Raw genomic sequence first — 26,919 nt, 5'->3', positions numbered from 1 at the left:
CGCCCAGATGCACAACCTCGCCCTCGCGTCATGACCAGAGAACCGCGTTCACGGGCCCTGACCTGCCCGAACACGGCCTTGTGCAACGCGCTTTAAGGGTTGTCCCGTAACGACTGGTCACGGGTGAGATGATCTTGGTGTGGCTGGTGTGATCACGGCGTCTGAGCCGTCCTGGATAGCCCCGTTCACCGGGCTGAGCCCGCGCTGCTTCGGCAAGTTGGTGAACGTGGTGCGCCGCGAGGTCGCGGACGAAGCTCGGCGGGGACGGCCCTGGAGTCTCCCACTGGAGGACCGTGTACTTCTGGTCGCGGCGTACTGGCGCACGAACTTGACGATGCGCCAGCTCGCCCCGCTCTTCGGCGTCTCCAAGTCCGCCGCCGACCGGATCATCGACCATCTCGCCCCGAAGCTCGCCCTTCAGCCGCGCCAGAGGTTCCGCAAAGACACGGTGCTCATCGTGGATGGGACGCTCGTGCCCACTCGCGACCATTCGGTGGCCGAGCAGTCGAAGAACTACCGGTACTCGACCAACCACCAGGTCGTCATCGACGCCGACACCCGTCTCGTCGTTGTGGTCGGCCGGCCCCTGCCCGGCAACCGCAACGATTGCAAGGCGTGGGCGGAATCCGGCGCCAGGGACGCCGTCGGGAACACCATGACGATCGCCGACGGCGGCTATCCGGGCACCGGACTGGTCATGCCACACCGACGTGACAAGGGGCAGGCCGAACTCCCGGACTGGAAGCAGGAACACAACCGGTCCCACAAGCAAGTCCGGGCCCGCGTCGAGCACGCCTTCGCCCGCATGAAGGGCTGGAAGATCCTGCGGGACTGCCGCCTCAAAGGCGACGGCGTACACCATGCGACGTGCGGCATCGCCCGCATGCACAACCTCGCGATCGCGGGTTGAGCGAACCGCACCAACCACGGGCATCCCCCAACTCCATCCGACTGAAGATCATTTACGGGACAACCCTTAGGCGTCGCTTGCCTCTACGGCTTACCGAATCGACGCCGGAGCTGCGCCGGATCCACGCCGTTCCAGTACTGATCGAGAACTCCTGCTAGGTCATCGTCAGTAAGGCCCTCCGTTGGGAGTCCCACCGCTTCCCTAGTCTGTTCGGCCGCAACCAGGAAGTCCGCCAAAGTCCCAGGAGGAAGGGCGCCGAGTGGGAAGTCTTGTGGGCGAGGATCAGGCCAAGCGCGTTGAACGAGGGGGGAAGATTCCAATTGCGGAGCAAATATGTCGGCGACTCCCGCAGCCTCGGCCGTCGGCGGCACGAATGTCATGATCAACACCACTGTAGCCACCGCCAAGTAGGCGTATCCGGTGTTGTCTGGGGTGGTCTCCATGTCAGGCACCGAATCCCCGGATGACAGCAACCACGACGTGATCCCCATGCCTACATGCGCTATGGGTTCCTCAGAGTGCATCAGCAAGATTCTGCCACCATGAAATGGGCGAGGCGAGCTGGCCATTGCTCGATAATCGGCCCTCGTGAAGGGGTTCTGGTGCGCTGCAAGCGTGAGGGCGTACGCCATCCACGACTTGGACGCCCATGTAGCCAGAGTTTGAAGATTGCCTTCCGTGAGCTGTAGCGTGCCCCCGTCGAAGATGAATTTCGCGAGAATATCCTTCGCCTCGCCCTCCAGGTGACTCATCCAGCCGCAGTTGCAGTCTTCACATACCGACACCGTGACATTCGGTAGCCACTTCGCATACGGGCCCGGGGATACCTCCACCGCCTGGTAGCGGCCGTTCTGATCTTTCCGAAGCGCGGATTGGTTCCGTTGAATGCGCTCCCCATGGGTGTCCGCGAGGAGTTTCCTTGCCCCCTCGGTCTTGTGCAGCCACTGGGCCCACACATGCTCCTTTGTCTTCTTCCCTCGCTCCCCACAGAAGGGGCAATCAACGAACTTGCCCATGTCGATCTCCAATCCAGTGGAGGTATCGGGAAGCGTGCCGTACCGTCCTGTGCCACAGGTGCACTTTCTGAAAATGCTTCAACGGTCCCAGCTCACGCAGACATTTTCTCGCGACGCCAGCCGCTCAGCCAGCCGACCGTGGCCATCGAGGCGCTCGTGTCAACGGCATTGCTCACCCAAGACCGACAAGATCAGTGCTCACCGATCCTGGATTTTCAGCATCTCCCCTGGAAGCGCTGCTCACGAAGTCGCTGTTGAGGCCCTTGCCACGGTCGTCGCCACGTAGATAGGGCCGGTACAGGCGATGTCGGCGTCGCGAGTGCGGTCTGCAGCTCGGTGTGGAAGGTACGTGTGTCCGGCGCGACAGGGATGCATACCTGGGTGCGGATGGCGCCGAGCTTCTCGCGCAGCTCGGCGCCGAACCTGCGTGTGTCCGCAGTGATGTGGACGGCGGCCTTGGCATGCTGCTCGATGCGATCGAGGAACCGCTGGAGCGAGGTCGCGAACCCTGAGGTGTCGGGCGGTACGCGGATGGCGAGGCGATCGACCTCGCGGCCGCCGGGCGAACCGGCCACCCCCCACCTCCTTACAGGGTGCACGGCGGGGCGATGCGGTAACGCTCCGGGAGAGGTTAAGCCAGGGGGTGTCGGGACAGATCCAGCGGGCCGCGGCGTGCGGGCTGCCGACCGGGGCGGGGCAGCGCCTTGGGCGGCGGGATCTGCTTACGGCTGTGGGTCTGGGCGATGACCCACGCGGTGTGGTGAGAGGCGTCGACGGCGTACGCCATCAGGTGGGCGTGCAGGTCCCAGCCACGGTGGGCCGGGGCTCCGCCGAGGCCCGCGGCGAACGCGGAGCCGGTGGGAAGGTGCTCGGCCAGGTCCAGGACACGGCGCGGGGCGAGTCGGCCGCGCCATACGTCGGCCAGGTCGAGGCCGTAGTGGTGTTGCAGATCGGCGCGGAGCTCCGGGCCGTGTCCTTGGTCGATCAGCTGGCCGGGCTGCAGGCTTCCGGCGCCTGGATACCGTTCTGCCAGCGCTCCATCAGGTTGACCAGCAACCCAAGTGGCCAGCCGGTCAGTGCCGGCTCAAGGGTGGCAGCGTCGTCTGCGACTGGGAGAAACAGGCGCCGCATCGCGCCGATGGCTGTGGGGAGGCGGTTGTCCGCGCTCGCCTGGTTGATCTTCGAGGAGCTGCTCGACGGTGGCGTACTCGGCCTCGGCGAGCATGATCATCGAGCGCAGCCTGACCGCGGAGCCGGATTCCAGGGTGAGCGGCAAGGCCTCGTAGGTGGACTCGGCCTTAGCTCGCAGTGCGGCAATCGCCAAAGATTCGGCCATAGGGACTTGTGTCCCCTTCGGCATTTGTCGGAAGGGGATGGAGGTGCTCACTCTGCGGTCGTGACGGGTCTGGACATTCGCCGGTCAACGGCTCGTGGAATTGGGCAGTCTTGGTCTTGGTCCGACACATGGTCTGAGGCCGACCTGTACCGAGGAGAAGCCATGGGGTGGAAGACCGAGCAGTTCGGAATGTCCCACGAGGGCCGGGCGGGAGCGGTATTGGCCAATGGTACCGAGCCTGAGCCCATGCACTTCGACACCGGAAGCAGCGGCAACGTTCACAAGACCAGCGACTGGTGGGTCTACGACGGCACATTGCGCGCGCCACAGGCCACTGACCTGCGTGGCTCGTGCTCCTGCGGCTGGCGCGGTACGGCCCTCTACCCAATCGACTGGTCCCAGGTCAGCCGACGCCACCCTTATGAGTACGACGCCTCGGGCCCGTATACGGACTGGGCCCAGCACATCAGCGAGGTCGAGGAACGCTCGGTACCGCTCCCGGACGAACTGGCTGGCCTGCTGGAGAAGGTGGACGAGCAACTGACGGCGCTCGCAGACCAAGGACCCGTGGCCGCACTCAAAGCCGTCGTCCTGCTGGAACGCATCACGAAGCGGATCGGCCGCGACGCCGCCGCCAACGCCCAGCTCGACGAAGTGCCCTGGGACTCAATCGCGAAGGCCCTCGGCCTGACGGAGAGGGAAGCCCGCTCACGACTGATCAACTACTCCTACCGTCACTGACTCGGGCCAAGCCCTACGGGCAGGATCACAAAGCGGAAACGGGGCCTGTGAATTGTGGTCACCAAGCGTGCGGCTCCGCAACCACGAGCAAACTAACTCGGAGGGAGACCTATGACCCGAGGCGATGTGGCGTCGCTCGCGATCACCGCCTGGACGATGTCGCTGTGGGCTCTGATGATGACCGCGACATCACAGCGGCGCGGCAGAAGGACGCTGCTGGAGCGTGTGGTGTGGAAATGGGCGGGCAAGCGCGCGCAGCGACGCCGAGACGATCTTGACGCAAAGGTCGAGGCGAGTGACCTGGCAACGCTTCCAGAGACGACCGCGGACTACGTTCAGCGTGAGGACGTGCTCTTTCAAGCGTCCTCACGGGCTTCCTCAGTCAAGATCATCAGCACGACGCTGCTGTCTATCAGCACAGGCCTCGTGCTGTGGGGTATCTCGCTGGGGAGCGCTTGGCACTGGTGGCGTGACTTGGTGTCGATGACAGCACTGGTGGGGCCGATCCTGATCACCATCGGTTTCAACCTGTGGACCATGGGCCCAGGGATGCGGCGCTGGACGACAGAGATCGTCACTACTACCGCACGGCGCTCGTATGAGGAGCTGCTGGCGCCCTTCGAAAGGTCTGATCGGGAGCCGCAAGGCGAGGAGCCCTTTCACTCCCCCCACATTCCAGCAGTTCATGCGCTGGAGGACTTCGCCCGCGCCTTGGAGAAATACGCCCTGAAACGGGCACTCCCCGATGGGCGGAGGCCCATGGCCCAAGTCGTGAGGCACTACGCGGCAGCCGCGGCGCACGCGCGCTCACTCCGAGATGGGGTGGAACTGGACCGCGAGGACGGACGCAAGCAGGCTCTAATCGAAGTGGAACGGATGCTGACGGTCTTGGCGGGAACGAACCTTCGAGATCTCGCACCTATCAGCAACGACGAGGAAAGTCTTCTCCGCACTCACCGCGAGCGCACGGTGTGGCGTCGTCAGACACTCGCCCTGGTGATGTTCACTCTCACGCTCGTCGGCATCGTCGCCGCCCTCACTCTGTCTTCGACCCCGATCGGTGCCGGCGTCGCGACGGTTGCCGCCACATTCGTGGTGGCGTCTTGGGGCAAGAACTTCGGGCTCCCTACCGATCAAGCTGGCGGTGGCCCATCCAGTTGAATCGCTTCAAGAGCCGGGACCAGCACCGAGAACGACCGCCTACTCCCCGACCGCGCCGCCAATGGTGCAGGACCCGAGGAACGTCCCGGCGTTGTCCCGCACGTACTCCATCCACCCAATGACCGTGTTGCCCAAGTCACGCACCGCGTCGCACAACACACCGTCCGGCGCCGCGCGCTGCGCGAAAGGGCTCGCGAAGGTCCGCAGCGTGGCCTCGCGGACGGAGCGGACACTGGATGAGGCCTTTGAGAAGGACAACGCCACGGGGCTCGATAACCGCGGGGCCGAGCGCCGAGCTCGTCGAATGCGTGATCGCCTTTCTGGACATCAGGGTGATGGTGTGCCCGTGGTCGTTTGCGGGCCCGGTGTGACCGACCGTAGGGTCCTCGGCCCATGAGCAGGAACTACTCGCCGACCACGATGAAACGGCTGTTTGGGACGGTGGACCGGTGCGCGTACCCGGCCTGCCTCCGACAGGTGGCCCACGTGACCGCGACGGGCGACGTCATCATTCGTGTCCAGGTTGCTCATATACGGACGCACTGGATGTCAGCACCGCCCCATGTCATTACCGCAGAGCGGGGATGACCGTGGCCCCGTACCCGTCGATGACCTCCTCCCGGGCGTCGTGCATGTCGTACACCGCGAACTGGTCGACGCCCAGATCCTTCAAGTGCCGCAGTTTCGCGATGTGTTGCTCGGCCGTGCCGATCACGCAGAAGCGGTCCACGATGTCGTCCGGGACGAAGGCCGTGTCGGGGTTGTCGGTGCGGCCGTGGTGGGAGTAGTCGTAGCCCTCGCGGGCCTTGATGTACTCGGTGAGGGCCTCGGGGACCAGGTCCGAGTGCTCCCCGTACATGGACACCAGATCGGCGACATGATTGCCGACCATCCCGCCGAACCAGCGGCACTGCTCGCGGGCGTGGGCCAGGGCCTCCGGGGAGTCGTCCGCCGTCAGGTACGCAGGCGCCGCCACGCAGATCGTCACGTCAGATGGGTCACGGCCCGCCGCCGATGCCGCATCGCGCACCGCCTTCACCATGAACTCCGTCAGGTACGGGTCGGCGAGCTGGAGGATGAATCCGTCGGCCTCCTCGCCCGCCATCTTGAGGGCCTTGGGGCCGTACGCGGCCATCCACACCGGGAGCCTGGCATCCGGCTTGATCCAGGGGAAGCGGATCGTGGTACCACCGAGGTCCGCCTCGCCGCCCGAGGCCAGCGAGCGGATCACCTTCATCGCCTCACTGATCCGGGCCAGCGTGTTGGGCTTGCGGCCCGCCACCCGCATCGCGGAGTCGCCGCGGCCGATGCCGCACACCGTGCGGTTGCCGAACATGTCGTTCAAGGTCGCGAAGGTGGACGCCGTCACCTCCCACGTCCGCGTGCCCGGGTTGGTGACCATCGGGCCCACGATCAGGCGCTCGGTGTTCGCCAGGATCTGGCTGTAGATGACGAAGGGTTCCTGCCAGAGCACCGCCGAGTCAAAGGTCCAGCCGTAGCGGAAGCCGTTGCGCTCCGCCCGTTTCATGAGGCTGATGACCTGCGCGGCAGGCGGGTCGGTCTGCAGGACGAGTCCGAAATCCATGGTGCGTCGCCTCTCCAAGCCTTGGTGCTGAGTCCTAGCCGAGGTACTGCGTGGTGCCGCGTGCCACGTACGTCCCGTGTCCCGCGCGGCCGGTGAACTTCCGCTCGTCGATGACGACTTCGCCCCGGGAGAGGACCGTCTCGACCTGGCCGGTGACCTGTTTCCCCTCGTACGCCGAGTAGTCCACGTTCATGTGATGCGTCTGAGCCGACATCACCTGCTCCGCCGCCGGGTCGTAGATCACCACGTCCGCGTCCGCACCCGGCGCGATCGTGCCCTTCTTGCCGTACAGGCCGAACATCCGCGCCGGGCTCGCGCAGGCGATCTCGATCCAGCGGCGCCGGGAGATGTGCCCGTCCACCACGGCCTGGTGGAGGAGGTCCATGCGGTTCTCCACCCCCGGCAGACCGTTCGGGATCTTGGAGAAGTCGCCGCGGCCCAGCTCCTTCTGGCCCACGAAACAGAACGGGCAGTGGTCCGTCGACACCACCTGGAGGTCGTTCGTCCGCAGGCCACGCCACAGCGCCGCCTGGTGATCCTTGGGGCGCAGGGGAGTTGAGCAGACGTACTTCGAACCCTCGAAGTCCGGCTCGGCGAGGTTGTCCGTGGAGAGGAAGAGATACTGCGGGCACGTCTCGCCGAACACCGGAAGTCCCTCATCCCGGGCCCTGGCAATCTCGGCCAACGCCTCCCGCGCCGAGACGTGCACCACGTACACCGGCGCACCCGCCACCTGGGCCAGCTTGATCACCCGATGCGTCGCCTCCGCCTCAAGCAACGCCTTGCGCACCTCACCGTGATACCGCGGATCCGTCTCACCCCGCGCCAGCGCCTGCTGCACCAGCACATCGATCGCGATGCCGTTCTCCGCGTGCATCATGATCAGCCCGCCATTGACAGCGGCCTTCTGCATCGCCCGCAGAATCTGCCCGTCGTCGCTGTAAAAGACCCCCGGGTAGGCAGTGAACAGCTTGAACGAGCTAATCCCTTCCTCGACCAGAAGATCCATCTCCTTCAGCGATCGCTCGTTCACATCGGAGAGGATCATGTGGAAGCCGTAGTCGATCGCGCACTTCCCGTCCGCCTTCGCGTACCAGGCATCCAGGCCCGCGCGCAGCGACTGCCCCACCGACTGCACCGCGAAGTCCACGATCGTCGTCGTACCGCCCCACGCCGCCGCCCGGGTGCCCGTCTCGAACGAGTCGGACGCGAACGTGCCGCCGAACGGCAATTCCATGTGCGTATGAGCGTCAACACCCCCCGGAATCACGTACTTATGGGAAGCATCGATGACGCGATCCGCAGTCCACTCCTGCGTCCCGGTGGAAGCCATGGCCGCGATCCGGCCGTCCTCGATCAACACATCGGCGTGAATCTCCTCGGCAGCCGTGATGACAAGGCCACCGGTGATCAGAGTGCGGGTCATCCTTCGCGCCTCCCTGTGCCGGGCTCCTCGCGGTCCCGGTCTGGTCGTGGAGTTGGAGTCTCTGGGGTGGTGTGCGCCGGCGACGGCATCGGCGCGCCCGCCGCCGGGTCGCCTTGCTCAGCTGGAAGGGGTGCGTCGCCCGCCGTTAGGAAATCCCTGGTCACCTTCGCCAACGTGATTCTTGAAGCTGGTGATGCCCTCCTCCACCAGGAAGTCCATCTGCTTCAGCGACCGCTCGTTCACATCGGAGAGGATCATGTGGAAGCCGTAGTCGATGGCGCACTTCCCGTCGGCCTTCGCGTACCAGGCGTCCAGGCCCGCGCGCAGGGACTGGCCCACGGACTGCACCGCGAAGTCGATGATGGTGGTGGTGCCGCCCCAGGCGGCCGCCCGGGTGCCCGTCTCGAAGGAGTCGGAGGCGAATGTGCCGCCGAACGGCAGCTCCATGTGCGTATGCGCGTCAACTCCCCCCGGAATAACGTACTTTCCGGTCGCGTCGATCACGCGGTCCGCGGTCCACGCTTCGGCGGCGCCCGTGCCGTGCGCGGCGAGCGCGGCGATCCGGCCGTCCTCGATCAGCACATCGGCGTGGGTCTCCTCGGCGGCGGTGATGACGAGACCGCCGCGGATCAGGGTGCGGGTACTCATGGTGGGGCGCTCCCTTTCAGGCTTGGGCGTACGCAGGTACGTACGTACATGCGGGCGTGGCGGGGTGCGTTGACTACACGCCCCTCAGGGCTCGTTCCAGGATCGTCGCCCCCTCCTCCGCCTCCGCGACCGTCAGCGTCATGGGCGGCGCGATGCGCAGCACGCTCGTGTCGTGGCCGCCGCCCTTGCCGATCAGGAGGCCGCCCGCGCGTGCCGCTTCCAGCGCGGCGGCCGCCGCCCGCGGATTCGCCTCGCCCGTGGTGGGATCGACCAGTTCGATGCCGATCATCAGGCCGCGGCCCCGCACTTCGCGTACGACGGGGATCTGGGCGCAGATGGCACGCAGCCGCTCGATGAGGAGGCCGCCGACGCGCCGGGCGTTGCCCTGGAGGTCGTGTTCCAGGAGGTAGGTGAGGTTGGCGTTGCCCGCAGCCATCGTGACCGGGGAGCCACCGAAGGTCGAAATGGAGTTGGAGTCAAGGGAGTTCATGACGTCGGCGCTCGCCACGACACCGCCGATCGACATGCCGTTGCCGATGCCCTTGGCGAAGGTGAGCATGTCCGGCGGGCCGCTCGCGGCGTGCGCCTGCCAGCCCCAGAAGTGGTCGCCGGTGCGGCCCCAGCCGGTCTGCACCTCGTCCGAGATCCACAGGATGCCGTGCTCCCGCAGGACCTCGCGGAACGCCGCGTAGAGCCCGTCCGGAGGTGAGGTGAAGCCGCCGACCCCCTGGATCGGCTCGGCGATCAGCGCCGCCGCTCCCCCGCGCGCCTGCCCGAGCATGTCCCGCAGGTCGGCGACGCAGGCCTCGGTGAACTCGGCGTCGGTCAGCTCGGCGTACGGGCCGCGGCCGCGGACGCCCCCATGGACGTACAGCGTCTGGAGCGGCGAGAGGCTGGTGGGCGACCAGCCGCTGTTGCCGGTGATGCCGACGGCTGTGAACGAGCGGCCGTGGTAGCTGTTGCGCATCGCCAGGATCTGGTTCGAGCGGCGGTGCGCGGTGGCCAGGAGCAGGGCCGTGTCGTTGGCCTCGGTCCCCGAGGTGGTGAAGAAGACGCGGGCGTCCGGGATGCCGGAGAGGCCCGCGACGCGCTCGGCGAGGTCGATCATCGGCCGGTTGAGATAGAGCGTGGACGAGTGGATGATCCGGCCGGCCTGCTCGCTGACCGCCTTGGTGACCTCGGGCAGCGCGTGTGCGGTCATGGTGGTGAGGATGCCGCCGAAGAAGTCGAGGTACTTGCGGCCGTCCGCGTCCCAGACATGGCGGCCCTCGCCATGGGTGATCTCCAGCGGTTCGGCGTAGTAGAGCGCGAGCCACTCGGGCAGGACGGACTTGTGGCGGCTGTACAGATCCCTCACGGCTGGACCAGCCCTTCGTACGCGTCGGGACGGCGGTCGCGGTAGAACGCCCACTGTTGGCGTACTTCCTCGATCAGGCTCAAGTCCAGGTCCCTGACGACGAGTTCCTCGGCCTTGTCGCTCGCGGTCTCGCCCACGAACTGGCCGCGCGGGTCGACGAAGTACGAAGTGCCGTAGAAGTCGTTGTCGCCGTACTCCTCTACGCCCACGCGGTTGATCGCGGCGATGAAGTACTCGTTGGCGACGGCGGCCGCGGGCTGTTCGAGCTGCCAGAGGTAGGCGGAGAGGCCGCGGGATGTGGCGGAGGGGTTGTAGACGATCTGCGCGCCGTTCAGGCCGAGCTGGCGCCAGCCCTCGGGGAAGTGCCGGTCGTAGCAGATGTAGACGCCGACCTTGCCGACCGCGGTGTCGAAGACGGGCCAGCCCGCGTTCCCCGGCTTGAAGTAGTACTTCTCCCAGAATCCCTTGACCTGGGGGATGTGGTGCTTGCGGTACTTGCCGAGGTACGAGCCGTCGGAGTCGATCACGGCGGCGGTGTTGAAGTAGAACCCGGACTGCTCGACCTCGAAGACCGGCACGACGATGACCATGCCGGTCTCGCGGGCCAGCGCCCGCATGCGCGTGACGGTGGGTCCGTCCGGCACCGGCTCGGCCCAGCGGTAGTGCTCGGGCTCCTGGACCTGGCAGAAGTAGGGGGCGTTGAAGACTTCCTGGAAGCCGATGATCTTCGCACCCTGGCGGGCCGCCTCGCGGGCGTGCTCCTCATGCTTGGCGATCATGGATTCGGTGTCGCCGGTCCAGGTCGCCTGGACGAGTGCGGCGCGTACGACGGTGGCCATGAGAGCTGCTCCTTCGCAAGTCCGTGATGGGACGTCAGAGAGCTTCTACGCCCGTAGACTTGATGCGTAGATAGGAGAACGTAAGCCTCGTCGACCTGCTGGGCAAGACCATCGCCGTTAACCGGCGGAGTCGATCATGTTTCGCACCCGAGCGGGCGAGAAGCGATCACCTGGCGATCAGGACACGAGCGTCATCCGGCGGCGTCAGACGACGTCAGACGGCGTCAGGCACTGAATCCGGCCACGCGCAGCGCGTGCACCAGATCCCAGTGGTGCTCGTCCGACACGCCCTGGGCCGCCCCCAGGAGCAGCGGTATGAGGCGGTAGGGATCGGTGTGCGCGCAGCCGGCCGCGTCCTCGGCGGTACGGACGCGGAGATAGGCGTCGAGCAGCGCACGGGCCTCGCGCTCGCGGCCCGCGTCGATCAGCGCGAGCACCGCCTCGGCGATCTCCGGCGCGGGCCGTGCGACGCCCTGCCGCAGCAGCTTGCGGCAGTCGTCGGCGCGGCCCGATCCGGCCAGCGCGTCGGCAAGCGCGACGAGCCGGTCGGGCGGCAGCGACGCGGCCTCCCAGAGCAGCGTGGACCAGTCGGCGCCGAGGCCCGCGCGGTGCAGTTCACCGGCGAACGCCGGGAGGCGGGCCGCGGGCCAGCCCGCCGCTTCGACGAGCACGCCGTGCGCCTCGCCGCTGCGGCCTTCGCGACGGAGCCTGACGAGTGCGGCGACGGCTTCGGCGGTGGCGCGGTCGCCGTCGCGGTCCGGTCCGATGAAGACACTGCCGGTGTCGCTGTCGATGTCACCGGGGGCCGGTTCGCGGGCCCCGTCGTCGGCGTGCGCGTACCGTGCGCCGCGCGGAGTGCGCCCGGCGGGCTGCGGCGCGGCCATCTCGGGTACGACGACGGGGTCGGCCGCGTCCTCGTCGAAACCGGCGAAGCGGGCGCCGCGCGGTCGGCGGCGCGGGGCGGCGGCCTGCTCGGGGACACGGGGCTCCTCGGGGGCGGGGGCAGGGGGGGGTGCGGGTGCGGGTGCGGGTGCGGGTGCGGAGGCAGGATGAGGGGCGGAGTCGAACGGTGCCGCGCCGAAGTCCGGCGGCGAGACATCACCGCCGTACTCCTCATACTGCGCGTACTCCGCCCGCTCCTCGTACTCCCCATACTCCGCGTACTCCGTCGGCTCGACTCCGACCCCGTACGACGAAACCCCGGCGTCCGGCGTACCCAGGTCGACCCACTGGGGACGGTCCGCCCGCTCCAACCGCTCGATACGTTCCCGGAGTTCGGCACAGCGTGCCGTGGCCCGCTCCTGGTCGTCCCGCACCCAGGCGAGGTCGCGGTTGAGCCGTTCCACCTCGTCGGACGTCACCGCGGCGGCGAGCGAACGTCCGAGCTCCGCCTGCCGTTCCACCGCGTACCGCTGCTCGGTGATCATCATGTCGAGGCGCTCACCGAGCAGCTGACTGCCGCCGGGCCGCGCGTCGTACGCCGCGAGCGAGGCGGCGTGCAGGGCGCGCGCCCGCCGCGTCTCCTGCTCGGCGGCCCGCTCCCCGTACGCCGCGGCGAGATCGTGCAGCAGCGCCTCCACCACGTCCCAGGGCGGCACCTCCGCGCCGTCGATGCAGGCCTGCATGCCGTCGGGGTCACGCGACCAGAACACGCCGCACCACCCGGCGCCGGAGTCGAGCCGCGCCAGGAGATCCCGCAGATATCTCGCGAACTCCCGTACCTGATCCGGGAGTTGTCCTACTGCCATCCGAGCCAGCACCGCCCCATGGAGCCTGGAGTCTTCCGGTCCGGAAGATAACACCAGTCGTGTTACGGGACGACTACACGCAGTTTTCCACCCGGCCCGCAGCGTCTCACACGGCGCCGTCCGCGCGGTGAGCCAGGATGGGCGGTGGGGGCGCCGTATGTGTCTGCGGGTGCGTCGAGGCTGGTCGCGCCCACGCGGCGGAGCCGCACATGTCACAGCCCCGCGCCCCTTCGGGGCCCGTGGATCAAACCGGCACCAGCGCGCACGCCTTTGCCACCTCGTCCAGGGAAAGGCCCAGCGCCACCGCCAGCGCCGACACCGTGAAGAACGCGGGCGTCGGGGCCCGGCCCGTCTCGATCTTGCGGAGCGTCTCGGCGGAGAGTCCGGCGGTCGCGGCGACCTCCACCATGCTCCGCTCGCCACGCGCCGCGCGCAGCAGCAGGCCGAGTCGCTCGCCGCGTTCGCGCTCTTCGGGGGTCAAGGGGGTCCGCACCATGCGCCCATTCTAATGCCGAACCCACCCCGAAGCCCATTCTCATACCGGTATAGTTATTGGCGTGATCGATCCGGGCGAAGGTTCGCGCATCCTCACAGCACTGTGACACCACCACGACATCGGCGACGGAGATCGTTCGTACGATGCTCCGGTGACACACGAGATCATTGACTACGGACAGTTCGCCGACCGGCTGGGGCGTCAACAGGGTCGCCCCCGCTGGTCGTTGCTCGACGAGGTGCAGCGGGAGTGGGGCTATGTGGACCCGGGCGGCGAGCCCGGACACTCACGCTGGGGCGGTGAGAACCAGGAGCGGGGCATCGACTGGGACCTGCCCGTCCCGCAGGCGCTCAACGAATGGTGGGACTCGCCGCTCAACTCCTTCGCCTTCAACCCGCGCCTGTACTGGGTGCACACCCAGTGGCCGCCGAAGCTCTCCGAGCTCGACGTGGACGAGGACAGCGGGCTCATAGGCCCCGATGACGACGACCGCGTGTGCGTCTTCATGTCCGAGTACCACTACGCCCATGAGTGGGGCTACTTGGCCGCCGAGGCCGAACTCCCCGACCCCCGGGTCGTCGTGAGCATCGGCGGCCAGTGGGTGGTGCAGAGCCGCTCGCTCTCCGAGTTCCTGATGCAGCTGGCCTTCGAGCGGATGCCCGCGCACTACGGATATACGCTGCGGTTCGGCCGCGACACCGTCGACGCCGACCCCGAGGTCGTACGGCGCCTTGAGGCCTCGTACCGCGAACTGGGCCTGCTGCCCTGGCAGGAGATGGGTACGGACGCCCTTTCGTACGGCGCTCCGGACGCGGTCATCAGGCACGGGCGTGGTCCCGGCGCCGACTTCAAGATAGTGATCAACGCCCGGACCCGCACCGCGCTGCTCGACGTCGCCCGCACGCTGGGCCTGGAGTGGACCGACAAGGACATCAGGCCGCCGGCCGAGGTGCCCGAGCCGCTGGAGGACCTCGGCCCGGTCGCGCTGCAGGCCGGGGACGCCGACGAGCGCGGGCGGTGGACGGTCCTGACCCGGGAGTACCCGCAGCCGCCGGTGGTGGCCGGTGAGGCGGCGGCGCTGGTCGAAGAGCGCAGCACGCTCAGGGCGGTGGCCTGTCTGCAGGGGCCGACGATGGTGGTGGCGGGCGACGCGGAAGGCCGGGTGCACGTCCGGGAGACCGACGACGAGGACCCCGAGACGATCACGCTCACCCTGCACCGCGCCCCGGTGACCTCCGTGACCTGTCTGGAGCTCGCGAGCACGCGCCTGGTCCTGAGCGGCGACGCGAACGGCGTGATCCGCTACTGGTCGACCCGCCGCAAGCCGATGCGCTCGCCGTTCGCCCGCAGGAACACCCCCATCAACTCCCTGGCCGCCGCCGTACTGCCGACCGGTCCCGCGCTCGCCGCGGCCTGGGCGGACGGCCTGGTGCGCGTCTGGGACCTGGTGTCGGACGCGGTCGCGAACCTGCGCCTCGGCACCGGCATCAAGTTCCTCGGCCTCGACACCGACGGCATCCTGCGGGTCACCGACGCGGAGTCCACGGCGGCGCTCCGCCTCGACCTGGCGAAGCTGTGGCCGCACCGCGATCTCCAACTGCGCCTGGAGGACGTGGACTGGGGCTCCCTGTGGACCGCGCGCGGCCCCGGCCACATGGTCCCCGAGCTGATCGGCAAGGTGGCGTCGGACGACAAGAAGACGGCCATGGACGCGGTGCACGACCTCTACCGCCTCCTCGTCTCCAAGGAGGCGGCGTCGACCGCCGCCGTCCCGGCCGTCCCGTTCCTGGTCCAACTCATGACGGACCCGGACAACAAGTCCCGCAGCACGCTGCTCCTGCTCATCGCGGACCTGGCGGACGTCCACCAGGCCCGCGGCGGCCGCGGCGACGCCCAACTCGCGGCCGTACGCGAGGCGTTGCCCACCCTCCGCTATCTGCACGACGACCCGGAGGGTTCCATCCGCTGGGCGGCCAACGAGCTGGAGCAGAACTGCGCGCCCCGCTAGGGGCCTGTCCTACTCCGGCCGTACGACCATCGCCGACCCCCCGCCCCTGCGCACCTTCTCAGCAGCGGCGAGCCACTTGCCGTCCGGCAGACGCTGAACGCCGGTGGCCGCCCCGATCTCGGGGTTCTGCTTGAAGGAGTGGCCGATCGACTCGAGCTCGGGCCGCAGCGGGCTGTCCCACAGCCCCGGCTCGAGCTCGGTCTGGGCGGCGTTCCGCTGGCTCGCGCGGGGCGCCGCGATCGCCTCGACCAGGGGCAGACCCCGGTCGACGAAGCCCGTCAGGGTCTGCAGGACCGTGGTGACGATCGTCGCGCCGCCCGGCGACCCGAGCGCGACCACGGGCTTCCCGTGCCGGTCGAGGACGATCGTCGGCGAGATCGACGACCGGGGCCGCTTGCCCGGACCCGGCAGGTTCGGGTCGTGCACGGAAGGACTGGCGGGCGCGAAGGAGAAGTCGGTCAGTTCGTTGTTGAGCAGGAAGCCACGCCCCGGCACGGTGATGCCGCTGCCGCCCGTCGACTCGATGGTCAGGGTGTAGGCGACGACGTTGCCCCACTTGTCGGCGGCCGTGAGGTGCGTCGTGTTCTCGCCCTCGTACGTCGTCGGGGCGGCCTTGTCACCGGACCCGCACGCCGCCGGATCGCGCGGATCGCCCGGCGCGAGCGGGCTCTTCAGGACCGCGTCGTCGCGGATCAGGCACTCCCGCGAGTCGGCGAACCGCTGCGAGAGCAGTTCCTTCGTCGGTACATCCTCGAACGCGGGGTCGCCGACCCAGCGCCCCCGGTCGGCGAAGGCGATGCGGCTCGCCTCGATGTAGCGGTGCAGGTACTTCGCCTTCGAGGCCTTGGAGAGGTCGGTGCGCTCCAGGATGTTCAGCGCCTCGCCGACGGTCGTCCCGCCGGACGAGGACGGCGCCATCGAGTAGACGTCGAGCCCGCGGTAGGACGTCTTCGTCGGGGCCTGGCGCTTCACCGCGTACGCCTTCAGATCGGCGGTGGAGAGAGCGCCGGGCCGGGCCACCCGCCCCGACGCCGGGTCGACGGGCGGCTTGTTCACCGTGCGGACGACGTCCTTGCCGATGCCGCCCCGGTACAGCGCCCCGACGCCCTTGCGCCCCAGCTCTTCGTACGTACGCGCAAGATCGGGGTTCTTGAACGTCGAGCCGACGACCGGCAGCTCATCGCCCGGCAGGAACAGCTTCGCCGTGTCGGGGAAGTCCTTGAACCGCTTCTGGTTCGACTCGGTCTGCGCGCGGAAGGTCGGGTCGACCGTGAAGCCGTCCCGCGCCAGGCGCTCGGCCGGCTTCAGGAGCGCGCCGAGGCGTTTGCTGCCCCACCGGTCGAGGGCCGACTGCCAGGTGGCGGGGGTGCCGGGGGTGCCGACGCCCAGGCCGCTGGTGACGGCGTCCTCGAAGGGGATCGGTTTGCCGTTCTCGAGGAAGAGGCCGGAATCGGCGGTCTTCGGGGCCGTCTCGCGGCCGTCGATCGTGCTCACCTTGCGGGTCTTCGCGTCGTAGTGGACGAAGTAGCCGCCGCCTCCTACGCCCGCCGAGTACGGCTCGGTGACGCCGAGCGCGGCCGCGGTGGCGACCGCCGCGTCCACCGCGTTGCCGCCCTTCTTCAGAACCTCGATCCCGGCGGCGGAAGCGTCCGGGTCGACGCTGGATACGGCGCCGCCGTATCCGACGGCCACCGGCACCTTCCCCGTGGCCGGAGCAGGGCTTTCAGCTGAGCGCGGAGACGAAGGGGGCGCGGCGGCACCGACCGACACCAAAACCCCTCCGACCGCCAATAGCGTCAGATTCCGTACGACAGCACGACGCATTCGTACCTCCAGTCAACAGCCGTCTGCGCAGCGTAACTTCGAGTCCCCCGCCTCGTCAGGACCCCCTCGAACACCGGTCCGGAAGCCCGCTAGCATGCGCCCCCATGACCGAAGACGTGCGCAATATCGCCCTCGGCCTGATCGCGGCCGGCCTCTGTGCCGTGCTGGGCTGGCTCGCCCGTTCCTACCTGTGGCGGCGCAAGCTCCGCCGCAAGCAGGCCTTCTTCGGGCTGCCCGACAACTCCGAGTCGCTGCTCGTGGTGAACCGCGACGGGGGCGGTCCCGATCTCACCGTCGTACGCCATGACGTGTTCGCGCTCCTCGAACTCGCCGCGCTGATCAAGGACTGCGGGGCGCACGCCCAGCTCGTCGCGCACGACGCCGCGCAGCAGAGCTTCGGCGAGCGCACCGAGTTCTGCGTCGGCGCCCCGGCGGCGAACCGCCGCATGGCCGCGCACATGCACTCCCTGCTGCCCGGCGTCCGCGTCAACACCGACCCGGAGCCGGGCCCGGACCGCGGCGCCTTCCAGATCGGCAGCGAGCGCTACCGCATGGAGGGCGGCACATCGGAGTACGTGATCCTCGCGCGGCTCACCGCCGGGCAGGGCCAGGAGGCGAGACCCGTCTTCCTCTTCTGCGGCCAGCGGGCGATCACCAACCAGGCGGCGACCCGCTATCTCGCCCGCAACCACGAGAAGCTGGCCCGCAAGCACGGCGGCAACACGTTCGTGCTGCTCCTGAAGGTCGTCAATTCCCAGGCGTACGGCGCCGACGTCGTCGAGCTGGTCGCGGACGTGACCCGCGCCGCGCAGGCACCGGCGCCCGCGGTGACTCCGCCGCGCAATTCACATCGCGCCAAGTAGGGCCCCGGGCACCGAGCGCCGACCCGCAAGAGGCACCTCTGTGACCTAGTCGGGAATTTCCGGGCAAGAGGCAACCGATCGGGACCTTCGCCCCTCTCTCCGTGCAGTTCCACATTCGCACGGAGGTACGTTCCCTTGAGGCCCTTCAGCTCGTCGAGCCGCCGACGCCCCATACGCTCCCGCCGCACCGGGGCCGCGACCACGGCCGCGGGCCTCGCGACGCTGGCTGCCGCCCTGACCGCCTGTTCGGGCGGCGGCTCTGCCGCCGGGGCCGCGGACCTCGATGCGGACAAGCCAGACATATCGGTGAACCTGCGGGGTGAACAGGCCAAGGCGGGCTCCCCGGTGAAGGTGAAGCTCGCCGAAGGCAAGCTGAAGCAGGTGACGGTCACCGGCACCGAGGGCGCGAAGCTCACCGGCAAGGTCTCGGCGAACGGCACCACCTGGACCTCGGACCGCAGGGCGGCGCCCGGCACCGCGTACAAGGTCGAGGCGACCACGGACGAGGGCGGCAGCGCGCGGGCGTCCTTCAAGACGGCCGCCCCGGACCAGGTGAACAAGCTGACCCTGACGCCCGGCAAGGACACCACGGTCGGCGTCGCCCAGCCCCTGTCGGTCGTCTTCGACCACCCGGTGAAGAACAAGGCCGAGGTCGAGAAGAACCTGAAGGTGACCACCTCGAACGGCACCGAGGGCTCCTGGGGCTGGATCCAGAACTACGACGGCAAGGACCGCGTCGACTGGCGCCCCAAGGACTACTGGAAGTCCGGCACCAAGGTGAAGCTCGACGCGCGGCTCAACGGCATCGACTCGGGCACGGACGGCGGCTGGTTCGTCCGCGACTACGCCACCGGCTTCACGGTCGGCAAGAGCCAGAAGGTCAAGGTCGACCTCGACAGCAAGCAGGCGACGCTCGTCCGCGACGGACGGTCCGTCAAGACGGTCCCGATGTCGGCGGGCACCCCCGGCGGCGAGAAGGCGTCCTGGGGCGGCACGTCCGTACTGATGGCCAAGGAGGGCACGATCAACATGCGCTCCGAGACGGTGGGCCTCGGCGACGCCTACGACAAGATGGTCGACAACTCGATGCGTCTCACCTGGTCGGGCATGTACGCCCACGCGGCGCCGTGGAACGCCGCGTACTTCGGCAACACCAACCACAGCTCAGGCTGCATCGGCATGAGCGACGGCGACGCCTCCTGGCTCTACGGGCAGGTCCAGGTCGGCGACCCCTTCGAGGTCTCCGGCAGCGGCTCGAAGGGCGTCCCGGACCCGGGCAACGGCTATGGCGAGTGGAACCTCTCCTGGGCCGACTGGCAGACGAAGAGCGCGCTGAGCTAGCGGACGGCGTCGGAGGTACACCACTCAACAATCGTTACCGGGGCGTAACTTACCGACGGGTTACCCCCGGTAAAGCCGCGCGGTTACCGTCGGGTCACTTTGCTTGAACGAGTAAGGAGTGACCCGTGGGACTTCCGCGCAAGACCCTGCGTACGACCACCGTGGGCGCCGTCTCCGCGACCCTCGTCGCCGGTGCCGCGCTCGGCCTCGCCCCGGCGGCCCAGGCGGCCCCCGCGACCGCCCCGGCGGCGAGCTCCACCGACGTACGCTTCGTCGACATCCCAGGCGACGGCGGCACGGTCCTCAAGGCCAACGTCTTCACCCCCAAGGGCGCGAAGAGCGGCGACAAATACCCCGCGATCGTGCTGCCCACCAGCTGGGCCATGCCGCAGATCGAGTACGTCGCGCAGGCCCAGAAGCTCGCGAACTCCGGCTATGTGGTGGTCAGTTACAACTCGCGCGGCTTCTGGCAGTCCGGCGGCGAGATCGAGACCGGCGGCCCCGAGGACATCGCGGACGCCTCCAAGGTCATCGACTGGACGCTCGCGAACACCCCGGCCGACCCGGAGAAGATCGGCATGGGCGGCGTCTCGTACGGAGCGGGCATCAGCCTGCTCGCCGCGGGGCACGACAAGCGCATCAAGGCCGTCGCCGCACTCAGCGGCTGGGGCGACCTGATCGAGTCGATCTACAGCGGCCGCACCCAGCACGCCCAGGCCGCCGGGCTGCTCGGCGGCGCCGGCGTCCTGACGGGCCGTCCGAGCCCCGAACTCCAGCAGACCCTCAAGGACTTCCTCGCGTCCAACCTGGACAAGGAGGACGAGATGATCGCGTGGGGCGCGAAGCGCTCCCCCGCGACCTACATCGACCAGATCAACAGGAACGGCGCGGCCGTCATGCTGGGCAACGCCTGGGGCGACACGATCTTCCCGCCCAACCAATACGCCAAGTTCTACGAGCAGTTGACCGGCCCCAAGCGCCTCGAATTCCGCCCCGGCGACCACGCGACGGCCGAACTGACCGGCCTGTTCGGACTGCCCAACGACACCTGGACCTCCACCCAGCGCTGGTTCGACCGCTACCTCAAGGGCGAGAAGAACGGCATCGACACCGAACAGCCCGTCCAGCTCAAGTCCCGTCCCCAAGCTCTCGGCTCCGCTCGAGCAGGGGAGGCCCCATCCACAGGCGGCTATGAGGGCTACCCCGACTGGAAGTCGGTCGGCGCGACGAAGAAGAAGATCGACCTCGGCGGGTCCACGACCATCCGCACGAACGTCGACTCGGGCGCCAACGGCGGCATCGTGCTGCTCTCGAACGCCCTCGACCAGTTCCTCAAGATCCCGCCGATGGCCTCGATGCCGCTGCTTCCGCGCCGTTACGCGGGCGTCTGGCAGTCCGAGAGGTACGAGGCGCCGCAGCGCGTGCGCGGGACGGCGAAGCTGCACACCACGCTCACCAGCACCAAGGAGAGCGGCACCCTCGTCGCGTACCTGTACGACGTGGGCCCGCTCGGCCTCGGCAAGCTGGTCAGCAACGCGCCGTACACCTTCCACGGCAAGACGCCCGGCAAGCCGTTCGGCGTGGACCTGGAGCTGTTCTCCACGGCCTACGACGTACCGGCGGGACACAAGCTCGCCCTGGTCGTCGACACGGTCGACCCGCTCTATATCGAGCACAACCCGTCCGGCGCGCAGCTGACCTTCTCCTCACCCGCGGCCGACCCGTCGTACGTGTCGGTGCCGCTGCGCGAGCAGTGATCTCCGGCTGCTGCCGGCTGGGCTCTGGCTCCTTTAGCTACTGCGGACCCGGCAGCAGCGTCCCTGGTTCGGCCGGTGCCACTTCCACGGCCTCGGTCTTGGGATTGCGCCGCTGACGCTTGGACACCCACTGGGCGAACCACGAAAGCAGCATGCACATCCCGATGTAGATCGGCGAGATCACCAGAACCACGGGGATGAAAGGTAGATCGTAGTCGAGGTTCGAGGCGATCAGCTTCCCGGCATGGAGGAACTCCTCATAGGTGATCAGATAACCGAGCGAGGTGTCCTTCAGGGCCACCACCAACTGGCTGATGATGGCGGGCAGCATGGCGCGCACGGCCTGCGGCACCAGGACATGGTTCATCACTTGTGTCTTGCGCATGCCGAGCGCGTACGCGGCCTCCCGCTGCCCGCGTTCAACGGAGTTGACGCCCGAGCGGAAGACCTCGGCGAGCACCGAGCCGTTGTAGAGCGTCAGTCCGGCGACCAGCGCGGGCAGCGGCTGCACCTTCAGCGCCACGAAGACGAAGAAGATCATGACAAGGACCGGCATCGCGCGGAAGAACTCCACGATCAGCGTGGCCACCCAGCGCACCGGGCGGTGCTCGGAGAGCCGCCCGGTGGCGAGCAGTCCGCCGAGCGCGAGCGCGAGCACCGCGGAGATGGCGAACGCCTTGAGCGTGTTGCCGAGGCCCCGGAGCAGCAGCTCCTGGATGCCCTTGTACTCGAAGGGCATCCACTTCGTCTCCGTGAACTGGTCGGTGTCGAAGAGCAGATAGAGGATCCAGCCGACCAGGGCGAGGAGGATCAGCGTGGAGAGCAGTCCGTAGAGCTTGTGTCTGCGCTCGGTCCTGGGTCCCGGTACGTCGTAGAGGGCGGTCGATTCGTGGGAGAGGGCTTTCATCGGGCGACTCCCCAGCGCTTCTCGAGGATGTTGAAGACGGCGCTGATGGCGAGGGTGATGATCAGGTAGCCGACGGCGATCCAGATGAACGTCCAGATGATGCTGTAACCGAGTTCGCTGAGTGTCTTGTACGTGCCGAGCAGCTCGGTGACGCTGAACGCGCCCGCGATCGCCGAGTTCTTGGCGAGCGCGATGAGGGTGGAGCCGACCGGCGGGATGACGGACCGGAACGCCTGTGGGAGCACCACCACGGAGAGCGTCTGCCCGAAGGTCATGCCCAGGCTGCGGGCCGCCTCGCCCTGGCCCTTGGGCACGGTGTTGATGCCCGAGCGCAGGGCCTCGCAGATGAAGGCGGAGGTGTAGCAGCCGAGCGCGAGGACGGCGAACACCTCGAAGGGCAGCACGAGTCCGAAGCGCGGCAGGCCGAGCAGCACCGCGAAGAAGAGCAGGGTGAGCGGGGTGTTGCGCAGGACCGTCACCCACGCCGTGCCGAAGGCCCGGAACGAGCCGACCGGGGCCACCCGGAACGACGCCATCAGGAACCCGAGCACGAGCGCCAGGATCGAGGAGTACACGGTGAGTTGGACGGTGCCGAGGAATCCCTCGGCGAAGGTGGAGAAGTTGTCTGTCAGCGTGTCCACGACGCCTCCTCAGCTCGCCGGGTAGCGGTCGATGGCGGGCGGCTCGGGCGCCGGGACTCCGGAGAGGCCGAGCGTGGCGTCGTAGGCCTTCTTCCAGTCGCCGTTCTTCTCGCGGGCCGCGAGGGCGTCGTCGATGGCGAACCGCAGGGTGTTGTCCTTGCGGGGGACGCCGATGCCGTAGGGCTCCTCGGAGAACGGCTTGCCGACCACCTTGAGTTCGTCGGGCACCTTGGCCGCGTATCCGATGAGGATCGCGTCGTCGGTGGTGACCGCGTCGACCTGATAGGTCAGCAGGTTGTCGACGCAGACCGAGTACGTGTCGTATGCGACGAGCGTCGCCTTCGGGTAGTCCTTCTGGATGCGCTGGTAGGGGGTCGATCCCGCCGCCGAGCAGACCCGCTTGCCGTCCAGGTCCTGCGGCCCGTCGATGTCGTCCTCGTCGGAGCGCACGAGCAGGCCCTGGCCCGCCATGTAGTAGGGGCCGGCGAAGCCGACGAGCTTCTTGCGGAGGTCGTTGATGGTGTAGGTGCCGACGTAGTAGTCGATCTGCCCGTTCTGCAGGGCGGTTTCGCGGTTCGCCGACGCGATCGTCCTGAACCGGATCGACTTCGGGTCGAAGCCGAGCGAGGCCGAGACCATCTTGGCGATCTCGATGTCGAAGCCCGAGTAGACGCCGGTCGCGGGGTTCTTCTCGCCGAGGAACGGCTGGTCCTCCTTGGCCCCGACGACGAGGTGGCCGCGCCGCTTCGCCTTCTCCCAGGTGCTGGAGCCCGCCAGCGTAAAACCGCTCGCCACCTGGTACTTGGGCAGCTCGTCGGGTTGCGGCCCCTTCACCGGCGGGCTGCCTTCCTTGCCGCAGGCGGTGGCGGTGACGGCGCAGGCGGCGAGGACGAGCGCCGCGAGCAGACGTGTCGTACGCATCATGGCTGTCCCCCCGTCAGTGCTTGAGGATCTTGGAAAGGAAGTCCTTGGCTCGGTCGCTCTCGGGGTTGTTGAAGAAGTCCTCGGGCGCCCGGTCCTCGACGATGCGGCCGTCGGCCATGAAGACGACGCGGTTGGCGGCCGAGCGGGCGAAGCCCATCTCGTGGGTGACGACGACCATGGTCATGCCGTCGCGGGCGAGTTGCTGCATGACCTCGAGCACTTCATTGATCATCTCGGGGTCGAGGGCGGACGTCGGCTCGTCGAAGAGCATCACCTTCGGGTCCATGGCGAGCGCGCGTGCGATGGCCACGCGCTGCTGCTGGCCGCCGGAGAGCTGTGCGGGGAACTTGGCGGCCTGTGAGGCGAGGCCCACGCGTTCGAGGAGATCGCGGGCGCGCTTCTCGGCGTCCTCCTTCTTGCGGCGTCGCACCTTGATCTGCGCGAGGGAGACGTTCTGCAGCACGGTCTTGTGCGCGAAGAGGTTGAAGGACTGGAAGACCATGCCCACCTCCGCGCGGAGCATGGCCAGTGCCTTGCCCTCTTCGGGCAGTGGCTGCCCGTCCAGTGCGATGGACCCGGACTGGATCGTCTCGAGCCGGTTGATCGCCCGGCACAGCGTTGATTTGCCCGACCCTGACGGGCCGATGACGACGACCACCTCCCCCTTGCCGACGGTGAGGTCGATGTCCTGAAGGACATGCAACTGCCCGTAGTACTTGTTCACATCACGCAGCTCGATCAGCGGATCGACGGCCATGCCTGCCCTGCCCACTCTCAGCGGTGTGTCTGTCCGCGCAAACTATCCACGCGAAAACGGGACTTACCGGACGACACGCACTTATGGGCATTAACCGTATTTGCAGTTACTTCATCCCGCGGTCGGGCCCTGGAAGCCTCCGGGCTACGTCTCCGACGCCTCCGCGTAGACGTGGGACAACTCCGGGGCGCCGTGCACCGCCCAGTCGAGCCCGGCCTCCACGACCTGGATCTCACGCCCCGACGCGAGCCGTACGACGGGGCTGCCGCCGGGCCAGACGTGCCAGGTGGCGCCGGGCACCGTACGGACGATGACCGAACCCAGGTACAGGCCCGCGTCATTGCCGAGCCACGGCAGCAGCTCCGGATCGTCGCGCCAGCGCGGAAGCAGTTGGTCGAGCGCGCCCAACGAGGCCGGGGTGTCGTCGAGTTCGAGGCCGGCGGTGGCGGCCTGGGAGCGCAGCAGCTCACATTCGGAGAGGAGTTCGGCCACCCCTTGGGGGTCGTCCTCGAACGCCGCGGCGAGACCCGGCTCCTGCTCCGCCGCGTGTCGCTTGCGCCACCGGTCAAGGAACGGGATGAAAGGGATGTTCATACCACCCAGCGTGGCATTCGCATCGCCCGTCGCACCACAGGCGCGCTCATCACCGTGTCCTCTCGGCGAGTTCGGGTCTTGTTCACGCGCGACTCATTGACGCGCCTCCGCCGCCTCCTTAGCTTCATGGCGCACCTTTCATCACGTCACATCACGTCAGCTTTCCGTCAAGGGGAGGGGTCCATCGTGCGCCGACGTACATGGGGAGTGACCGCGGTGTTCGCGGTGCTCACAAGCGTCGTACCAGTGGCGACTGCGCAAGCCGCCCCGCACAGACCCGAGCCGCTCCCCCTCGAGCGGCTCTTCGACAGCAGGGCGATCAGCGACGACGCACGGCCCGGCGACGCGGACTTCGACGGTTCGGGGAGCTCGCTGTCGGCGCGCGATCTGACGGCGGCGGGCTGGACGCCCGGGCGTTCGCTCGCCGTGGACGGGGCGCGGCTGACCTGGCCGCGTACGGAGGCGGGCGAGGCCGACAACGTCCGCGCGAACGGACAGTCGGTCCGGGTACGCGGGCGTGGTGACGCCCTCGCCTTCCTGGTGGCCGGCACGGGCGGCGAGGCGAGCGGTACGGGGACGGTCCGCTACGGGGACGGCTCGAAGGGCACGTACCGCCTGACCGCGCCCGACTGGCGCTCGGGTCCGCTCGCCACGAAGTCCGTCGCGCTGCCGCATGTGAACACTCCCGGCGGCCAACTCGCCGAGAAGGCACGGCTGTACGTCGTGACCGTGCCCGTGGCGCGCGGGCGCGAGGTCGCGTCGGTGACCCTGCCGAAGGACCCGGGAGCCCCGGATCTGCATGTCTTCTCGCTCTCCGTGCGGCAGACCACGAAGGGGTGGACGGGCAGCTGGTCGGCGTCGACGGCCGGGTACACGGCGGTGGGACCGTGGGCCGACCGGACGGTGCGGCTCGTCGTCCACACGAGCACGGGCGGCCCGCGGGTGCGGATCCGGCTCGACAACACCTTCGCTTCGGCGCCGGTGCGGATCGGCAGCGCGACGGTGGCCGTGCAGGAGTCCGGTGCGGGGGCGCGCGGTGAGCCGGTGCCGCTGTCCTTCCGTGGCGCAGCGGGCACCCAAATCCCGGCGGGCGCCCAGGTGTTCAGCGATCCGCTCGACTTCGACGTACCGGCGGACACCAACCTCCTGGTGAGCTTTCACCTCCCGGAGACGGTGACGACCGCGCCCGTGCACAGCCAGGCCATTCAGCGCTCGTACGTGAGCGGCCCCGGCGACCACGCCGCGGACGGCTCACCGGCGGCGTACACGTCGACGATCTCCACGTGGCCGCTGCTCACCGGCGTCGACGTGGGCGGCGGGCCCGGGTCCGTGGTGCTGCTCGGCGACTCCATCACGGACGGCGTGAAGTCCACGCAGGACGCGAATCACCGGTGGCCCAACATCCTGGCCAGGCGGCTGCTCCAGCAGGACACGGTCCCGCAGTTCGGGGTGCTCAACCAGGGGATCTCCGCGAACCGTGTCGTCGCCGACCGCTATCCCGGTGACGGTGTCTCGACGGACACCGGCGGCGTGAGCGCGCTGCACCGGCTCGACCGCGACGTGTTCGCCCAGACGTCCGCCCGTACGGTCGTGGTCTTCCAGGGGGTCAACGACGTCCGCTGGGGCACCAAGGCGGACCAAGTGACCGCCGGGCTGCGGGAGATCGCCGAGCGGGCGCGTGCGCGGGGGCTGCGGGTCGTGGCGGCGACCATCGCGCCGTGCGAGGGCGAGTCGCTCTGCACGGCGGCGGCCGACGCGGAGCGGGTGGCGGTGAACGCGTACATCCGCTGGGGCGGGGCCTTCGACGCGGTCCTCGACTTCGACGCGGTGCTTCGGGACCCGGAGCGGCCTTCGCGGATCCTTCCCGCGTACGACAGCGGGGACCATCTGCATCCGGGCGATGCGGGTCTCGCGGCGATCGCGGAGTCGGTGGATCTGCGGGCACTGGTGCCGTAACCCGAGGGTTGGCGCGGGGCGCGGGCGCCCCCGCGCCCGCGGCGGGGGGGGAGCCCCCGCCCCCCCCCGCCCCCCCCCCCCCCC

The 26,919-nt window shown here is 68.5% G+C and carries 24 protein-coding genes and 1 pseudogene; 8 read left to right on the top strand and 17 right to left on the bottom strand.

Annotation, left to right across the window (positions count from 1 at the left end; translation table 11 throughout):
* Positions 1-139: 139 nt before the first annotated feature.
* Positions 140-910, top strand: a complete 771-nt coding sequence (locus tag ACFWY6_RS24260; RefSeq protein ID WP_384693998.1) for a transposase — start codon at positions 140-142, stop codon at positions 908-910.
* An 83-nt stretch (positions 911-993) separates the two neighbouring features.
* Here the strand turns inward: ACFWY6_RS24260 and ACFWY6_RS24255 are convergent, their stop codons facing one another.
* The 3 genes from ACFWY6_RS24255 to ACFWY6_RS24245 form a co-directional block, all read right to left on the bottom strand.
* Positions 994-1,938, bottom strand: a complete 945-nt coding sequence (locus ACFWY6_RS24255) for a hypothetical protein (protein WP_384693996.1) — start codon at positions 1,936-1,938, stop codon at positions 994-996.
* Positions 1,939-2,141: 203 nt separating this feature from the next.
* Entirely contained in the window at positions 2,142-2,501 is a 360-nt protein-coding gene (locus ACFWY6_RS24250; protein ID WP_384693994.1) for a hypothetical protein, read from the bottom strand.
* Between the two features lie 509 nt (positions 2,502-3,010).
* Positions 3,011-3,262: a hypothetical protein gene (locus ACFWY6_RS24245; protein WP_384693991.1), complete on the bottom strand. Its 252-nt coding sequence runs from the start codon at positions 3,260-3,262 to the stop codon at positions 3,011-3,013.
* 162 nt (positions 3,263-3,424) lie between these two features.
* Here ACFWY6_RS24245 and ACFWY6_RS24240 point away from each other — a divergent pair, with 162 nt between their 5' ends.
* Complete coding sequence (locus ACFWY6_RS24240; RefSeq protein ID WP_384693988.1) at positions 3,425-4,003, top strand: hypothetical protein; 579 nt, start codon at positions 3,425-3,427, stop codon at positions 4,001-4,003.
* A gap of 111 nt (positions 4,004-4,114) precedes the next feature.
* Positions 4,115-5,164, top strand: coding sequence for a hypothetical protein (locus ACFWY6_RS24235; protein WP_384693985.1), 1,050 nt, complete (start codon positions 4,115-4,117; stop codon positions 5,162-5,164).
* Between the two features lie 39 nt (positions 5,165-5,203).
* On the opposite strand, the gene ACFWY6_RS24230 is transcribed toward ACFWY6_RS24235, so the two are convergent.
* From ACFWY6_RS24230 to ACFWY6_RS24195, 8 genes and pseudogenes are all read right to left on the bottom strand, one after another.
* Positions 5,204-5,422 (bottom strand): hypothetical protein, encoded by a 219-nt coding sequence (locus ACFWY6_RS24230; RefSeq protein WP_384693982.1) that lies wholly within the window; start codon positions 5,420-5,422, stop codon positions 5,204-5,206.
* Between the two features lie 310 nt (positions 5,423-5,732).
* Positions 5,733-6,749 (bottom strand): TIGR03842 family LLM class F420-dependent oxidoreductase, encoded by a 1,017-nt coding sequence (locus ACFWY6_RS24225; RefSeq protein ID WP_384693979.1) that lies wholly within the window; start codon positions 6,747-6,749, stop codon positions 5,733-5,735.
* Between the two features lie 34 nt (positions 6,750-6,783).
* Complete coding sequence (hydA, locus tag ACFWY6_RS24220) at positions 6,784-8,175, bottom strand: dihydropyrimidinase (RefSeq protein ID WP_384693976.1); 1,392 nt, start codon at positions 8,173-8,175, stop codon at positions 6,784-6,786.
* Between the two features lie 180 nt (positions 8,176-8,355).
* A pseudogene (locus ACFWY6_RS24215) lies at positions 8,356-8,823 on the bottom strand (amidohydrolase family protein); the annotation flags it as partial.
* Positions 8,824-8,896: 73 nt separating this feature from the next.
* Positions 8,897-10,180 carry an aspartate aminotransferase family protein gene (locus ACFWY6_RS24210; protein ID WP_384693973.1) on the bottom strand — a complete coding sequence of 428 codons (1,284 nt, stop codon included), beginning with the start codon at positions 10,178-10,180 and terminating at the stop codon, positions 8,897-8,899.
* Positions 10,177-11,019 (bottom strand): nitrilase-related carbon-nitrogen hydrolase, encoded by an 843-nt coding sequence (locus ACFWY6_RS24205; protein WP_384693971.1) that lies wholly within the window; start codon positions 11,017-11,019, stop codon positions 10,177-10,179. The genes ACFWY6_RS24210 and ACFWY6_RS24205 overlap by 4 nt, the downstream gene beginning before the upstream one ends.
* 224 nt (positions 11,020-11,243) lie before the next feature.
* Positions 11,244-12,767 (bottom strand): hypothetical protein, encoded by a 1,524-nt coding sequence (locus ACFWY6_RS24200; protein WP_384693968.1) that lies wholly within the window; start codon positions 12,765-12,767, stop codon positions 11,244-11,246.
* A gap of 244 nt (positions 12,768-13,011) precedes the next feature.
* A complete protein-coding gene (locus ACFWY6_RS24195) occupies positions 13,012-13,263 on the bottom strand; it encodes a helix-turn-helix domain-containing protein (RefSeq protein WP_266872005.1) in 252 nt (83 codons plus the stop codon).
* 151 nt (positions 13,264-13,414) lie between these two features.
* On the opposite strand from ACFWY6_RS24195, the gene ACFWY6_RS24190 reads away from it, so the two are divergent.
* Positions 13,415-15,271 (top strand): WD40 repeat domain-containing protein, encoded by a 1,857-nt coding sequence (locus tag ACFWY6_RS24190; RefSeq protein ID WP_384693965.1) that lies wholly within the window; start codon positions 13,415-13,417, stop codon positions 15,269-15,271.
* Between the two features lie 9 nt (positions 15,272-15,280).
* Here ACFWY6_RS24190 and ggt read toward each other — a convergent pair whose 3' ends face one another.
* The gene (gene ggt, locus ACFWY6_RS24185) at positions 15,281-17,095 is read right to left on the bottom strand and encodes a gamma-glutamyltransferase (RefSeq protein WP_384693962.1); all 1,815 of its coding nucleotides are present in this window, start codon (positions 17,093-17,095) and stop codon (positions 15,281-15,283) included.
* A 104-nt stretch (positions 17,096-17,199) separates the two neighbouring features.
* Here ggt and ACFWY6_RS24180 point away from each other — a divergent pair, with 104 nt between their 5' ends.
* From ACFWY6_RS24180 to ACFWY6_RS24170, 3 genes are all read left to right on the top strand, one after another.
* Positions 17,200-17,958, top strand: a complete 759-nt coding sequence (locus ACFWY6_RS24180; RefSeq protein ID WP_384693959.1) for a hypothetical protein — start codon at positions 17,200-17,202, stop codon at positions 17,956-17,958.
* A gap of 135 nt (positions 17,959-18,093) precedes the next feature.
* Positions 18,094-19,299: an Ig-like domain-containing protein gene (locus ACFWY6_RS24175; protein ID WP_384693956.1), complete on the top strand. Its 1,206-nt coding sequence runs from the start codon at positions 18,094-18,096 to the stop codon at positions 19,297-19,299.
* 125 nt (positions 19,300-19,424) lie between these two features.
* The gene (locus ACFWY6_RS24170) at positions 19,425-21,056 is read left to right on the top strand and encodes an alpha/beta fold hydrolase (protein WP_384693953.1); all 1,632 of its coding nucleotides are present in this window, start codon (positions 19,425-19,427) and stop codon (positions 21,054-21,056) included.
* 37 nt (positions 21,057-21,093) lie between these two features.
* Here ACFWY6_RS24170 and ACFWY6_RS24165 read toward each other — a convergent pair whose 3' ends face one another.
* The 5 genes from ACFWY6_RS24165 to ACFWY6_RS24145 all read right to left on the bottom strand — a co-directional run bounded on the left by ACFWY6_RS24165 (position 21,094) and on the right by ACFWY6_RS24145 (position 24,879).
* Positions 21,094-21,963 carry an amino acid ABC transporter permease gene (locus ACFWY6_RS24165; protein WP_384693950.1) on the bottom strand — a complete coding sequence of 290 codons (870 nt, stop codon included), beginning with the start codon at positions 21,961-21,963 and terminating at the stop codon, positions 21,094-21,096.
* Positions 21,960-22,604, bottom strand: coding sequence for an amino acid ABC transporter permease (locus tag ACFWY6_RS24160; protein ID WP_266871999.1), 645 nt, complete (start codon positions 22,602-22,604; stop codon positions 21,960-21,962). Before ACFWY6_RS24160 ends, ACFWY6_RS24165 begins: the two co-directional genes overlap by 4 nt.
* A gap of 9 nt (positions 22,605-22,613) precedes the next feature.
* Entirely contained in the window at positions 22,614-23,525 is a 912-nt protein-coding gene (locus ACFWY6_RS24155) for a glutamate ABC transporter substrate-binding protein (RefSeq protein ID WP_384694000.1), read from the bottom strand.
* A 16-nt stretch (positions 23,526-23,541) separates the two neighbouring features.
* Entirely contained in the window at positions 23,542-24,285 is a 744-nt protein-coding gene (locus ACFWY6_RS24150) for an amino acid ABC transporter ATP-binding protein (protein WP_384693946.1), read from the bottom strand.
* Positions 24,286-24,429: 144 nt separating this feature from the next.
* Positions 24,430-24,879: a DUF6278 family protein gene (locus ACFWY6_RS24145; protein ID WP_361818500.1), complete on the bottom strand. Its 450-nt coding sequence runs from the start codon at positions 24,877-24,879 to the stop codon at positions 24,430-24,432.
* 126 nt (positions 24,880-25,005) lie between these two features.
* Between ACFWY6_RS24145 and ACFWY6_RS24140 the strand changes: the two genes are divergently transcribed.
* Positions 25,006-26,835: an SGNH/GDSL hydrolase family protein gene (locus ACFWY6_RS24140; protein WP_384693943.1), complete on the top strand. Its 1,830-nt coding sequence runs from the start codon at positions 25,006-25,008 to the stop codon at positions 26,833-26,835.
* The last annotated feature ends 84 nt before the right edge of the window (positions 26,836-26,919 follow it).

Source organism: Streptomyces sp. NPDC059037, from assembly GCF_042740015.1.
Lineage (GTDB): Bacteria > Actinomycetota > Actinomycetes > Streptomycetales > Streptomycetaceae > Streptomyces.
This window is presented reverse-complemented; position numbering and strand designations above follow the sequence as displayed.

Bases quoted from the DNA above. Each gene is read 5' to 3' on its own strand.
- ACFWY6_RS24235 (WP_384693985.1), top strand. From the start codon at position 4,115: ATGACCCGAGGCGATGTGGCGTCGCTCGCGATCACCGCCTGGACGATG.
- ACFWY6_RS24165 (WP_384693950.1), bottom strand. From the start codon at position 21,963: ATGAAAGCCCTCTCCCACGAATCGACCGCCCTCTACGACGTACCGGGA.
- ACFWY6_RS24200 (WP_384693968.1), bottom strand. From the start codon at position 12,767: ATGGCAGTAGGACAACTCCCGGATCAGGTACGGGAGTTCGCGAGATAT.
- ACFWY6_RS24155 (WP_384694000.1), bottom strand. From the start codon at position 23,525: ATGCGTACGACACGTCTGCTCGCGGCGCTCGTCCTCGCCGCCTGCGCC.
- ACFWY6_RS24195 (WP_266872005.1), bottom strand. From the start codon at position 13,263: ATGGTGCGGACCCCCTTGACCCCCGAAGAGCGCGAACGCGGCGAGCGA.
- ACFWY6_RS24150 (WP_384693946.1), bottom strand. From the start codon at position 24,285: ATGGCCGTCGATCCGCTGATCGAGCTGCGTGATGTGAACAAGTACTAC.
- ACFWY6_RS24240 (WP_384693988.1), top strand. From the start codon at position 3,425: ATGGGGTGGAAGACCGAGCAGTTCGGAATGTCCCACGAGGGCCGGGCG.
- ACFWY6_RS24180 (WP_384693959.1), top strand. From the start codon at position 17,200: ATGACCGAAGACGTGCGCAATATCGCCCTCGGCCTGATCGCGGCCGGC.
- ggt (WP_384693962.1), bottom strand. From the start codon at position 17,095: ATGCGTCGTGCTGTCGTACGGAATCTGACGCTATTGGCGGTCGGAGGG.
- hydA (WP_384693976.1), bottom strand. From the start codon at position 8,175: ATGACCCGCACTCTGATCACCGGTGGCCTTGTCATCACGGCTGCCGAG.
- ACFWY6_RS24225 (WP_384693979.1), bottom strand. From the start codon at position 6,749: ATGGATTTCGGACTCGTCCTGCAGACCGACCCGCCTGCCGCGCAGGTC.
- ACFWY6_RS24140 (WP_384693943.1), top strand. From the start codon at position 25,006: ATGGCGCACCTTTCATCACGTCACATCACGTCAGCTTTCCGTCAAGGG.
- ACFWY6_RS24245 (WP_384693991.1), bottom strand. From the start codon at position 3,262: ATGGCCGAATCTTTGGCGATTGCCGCACTGCGAGCTAAGGCCGAGTCC.
- ACFWY6_RS24205 (WP_384693971.1), bottom strand. From the start codon at position 11,019: ATGGCCACCGTCGTACGCGCCGCACTCGTCCAGGCGACCTGGACCGGC.
- ACFWY6_RS24145 (WP_361818500.1), bottom strand. From the start codon at position 24,879: ATGAACATCCCTTTCATCCCGTTCCTTGACCGGTGGCGCAAGCGACAC.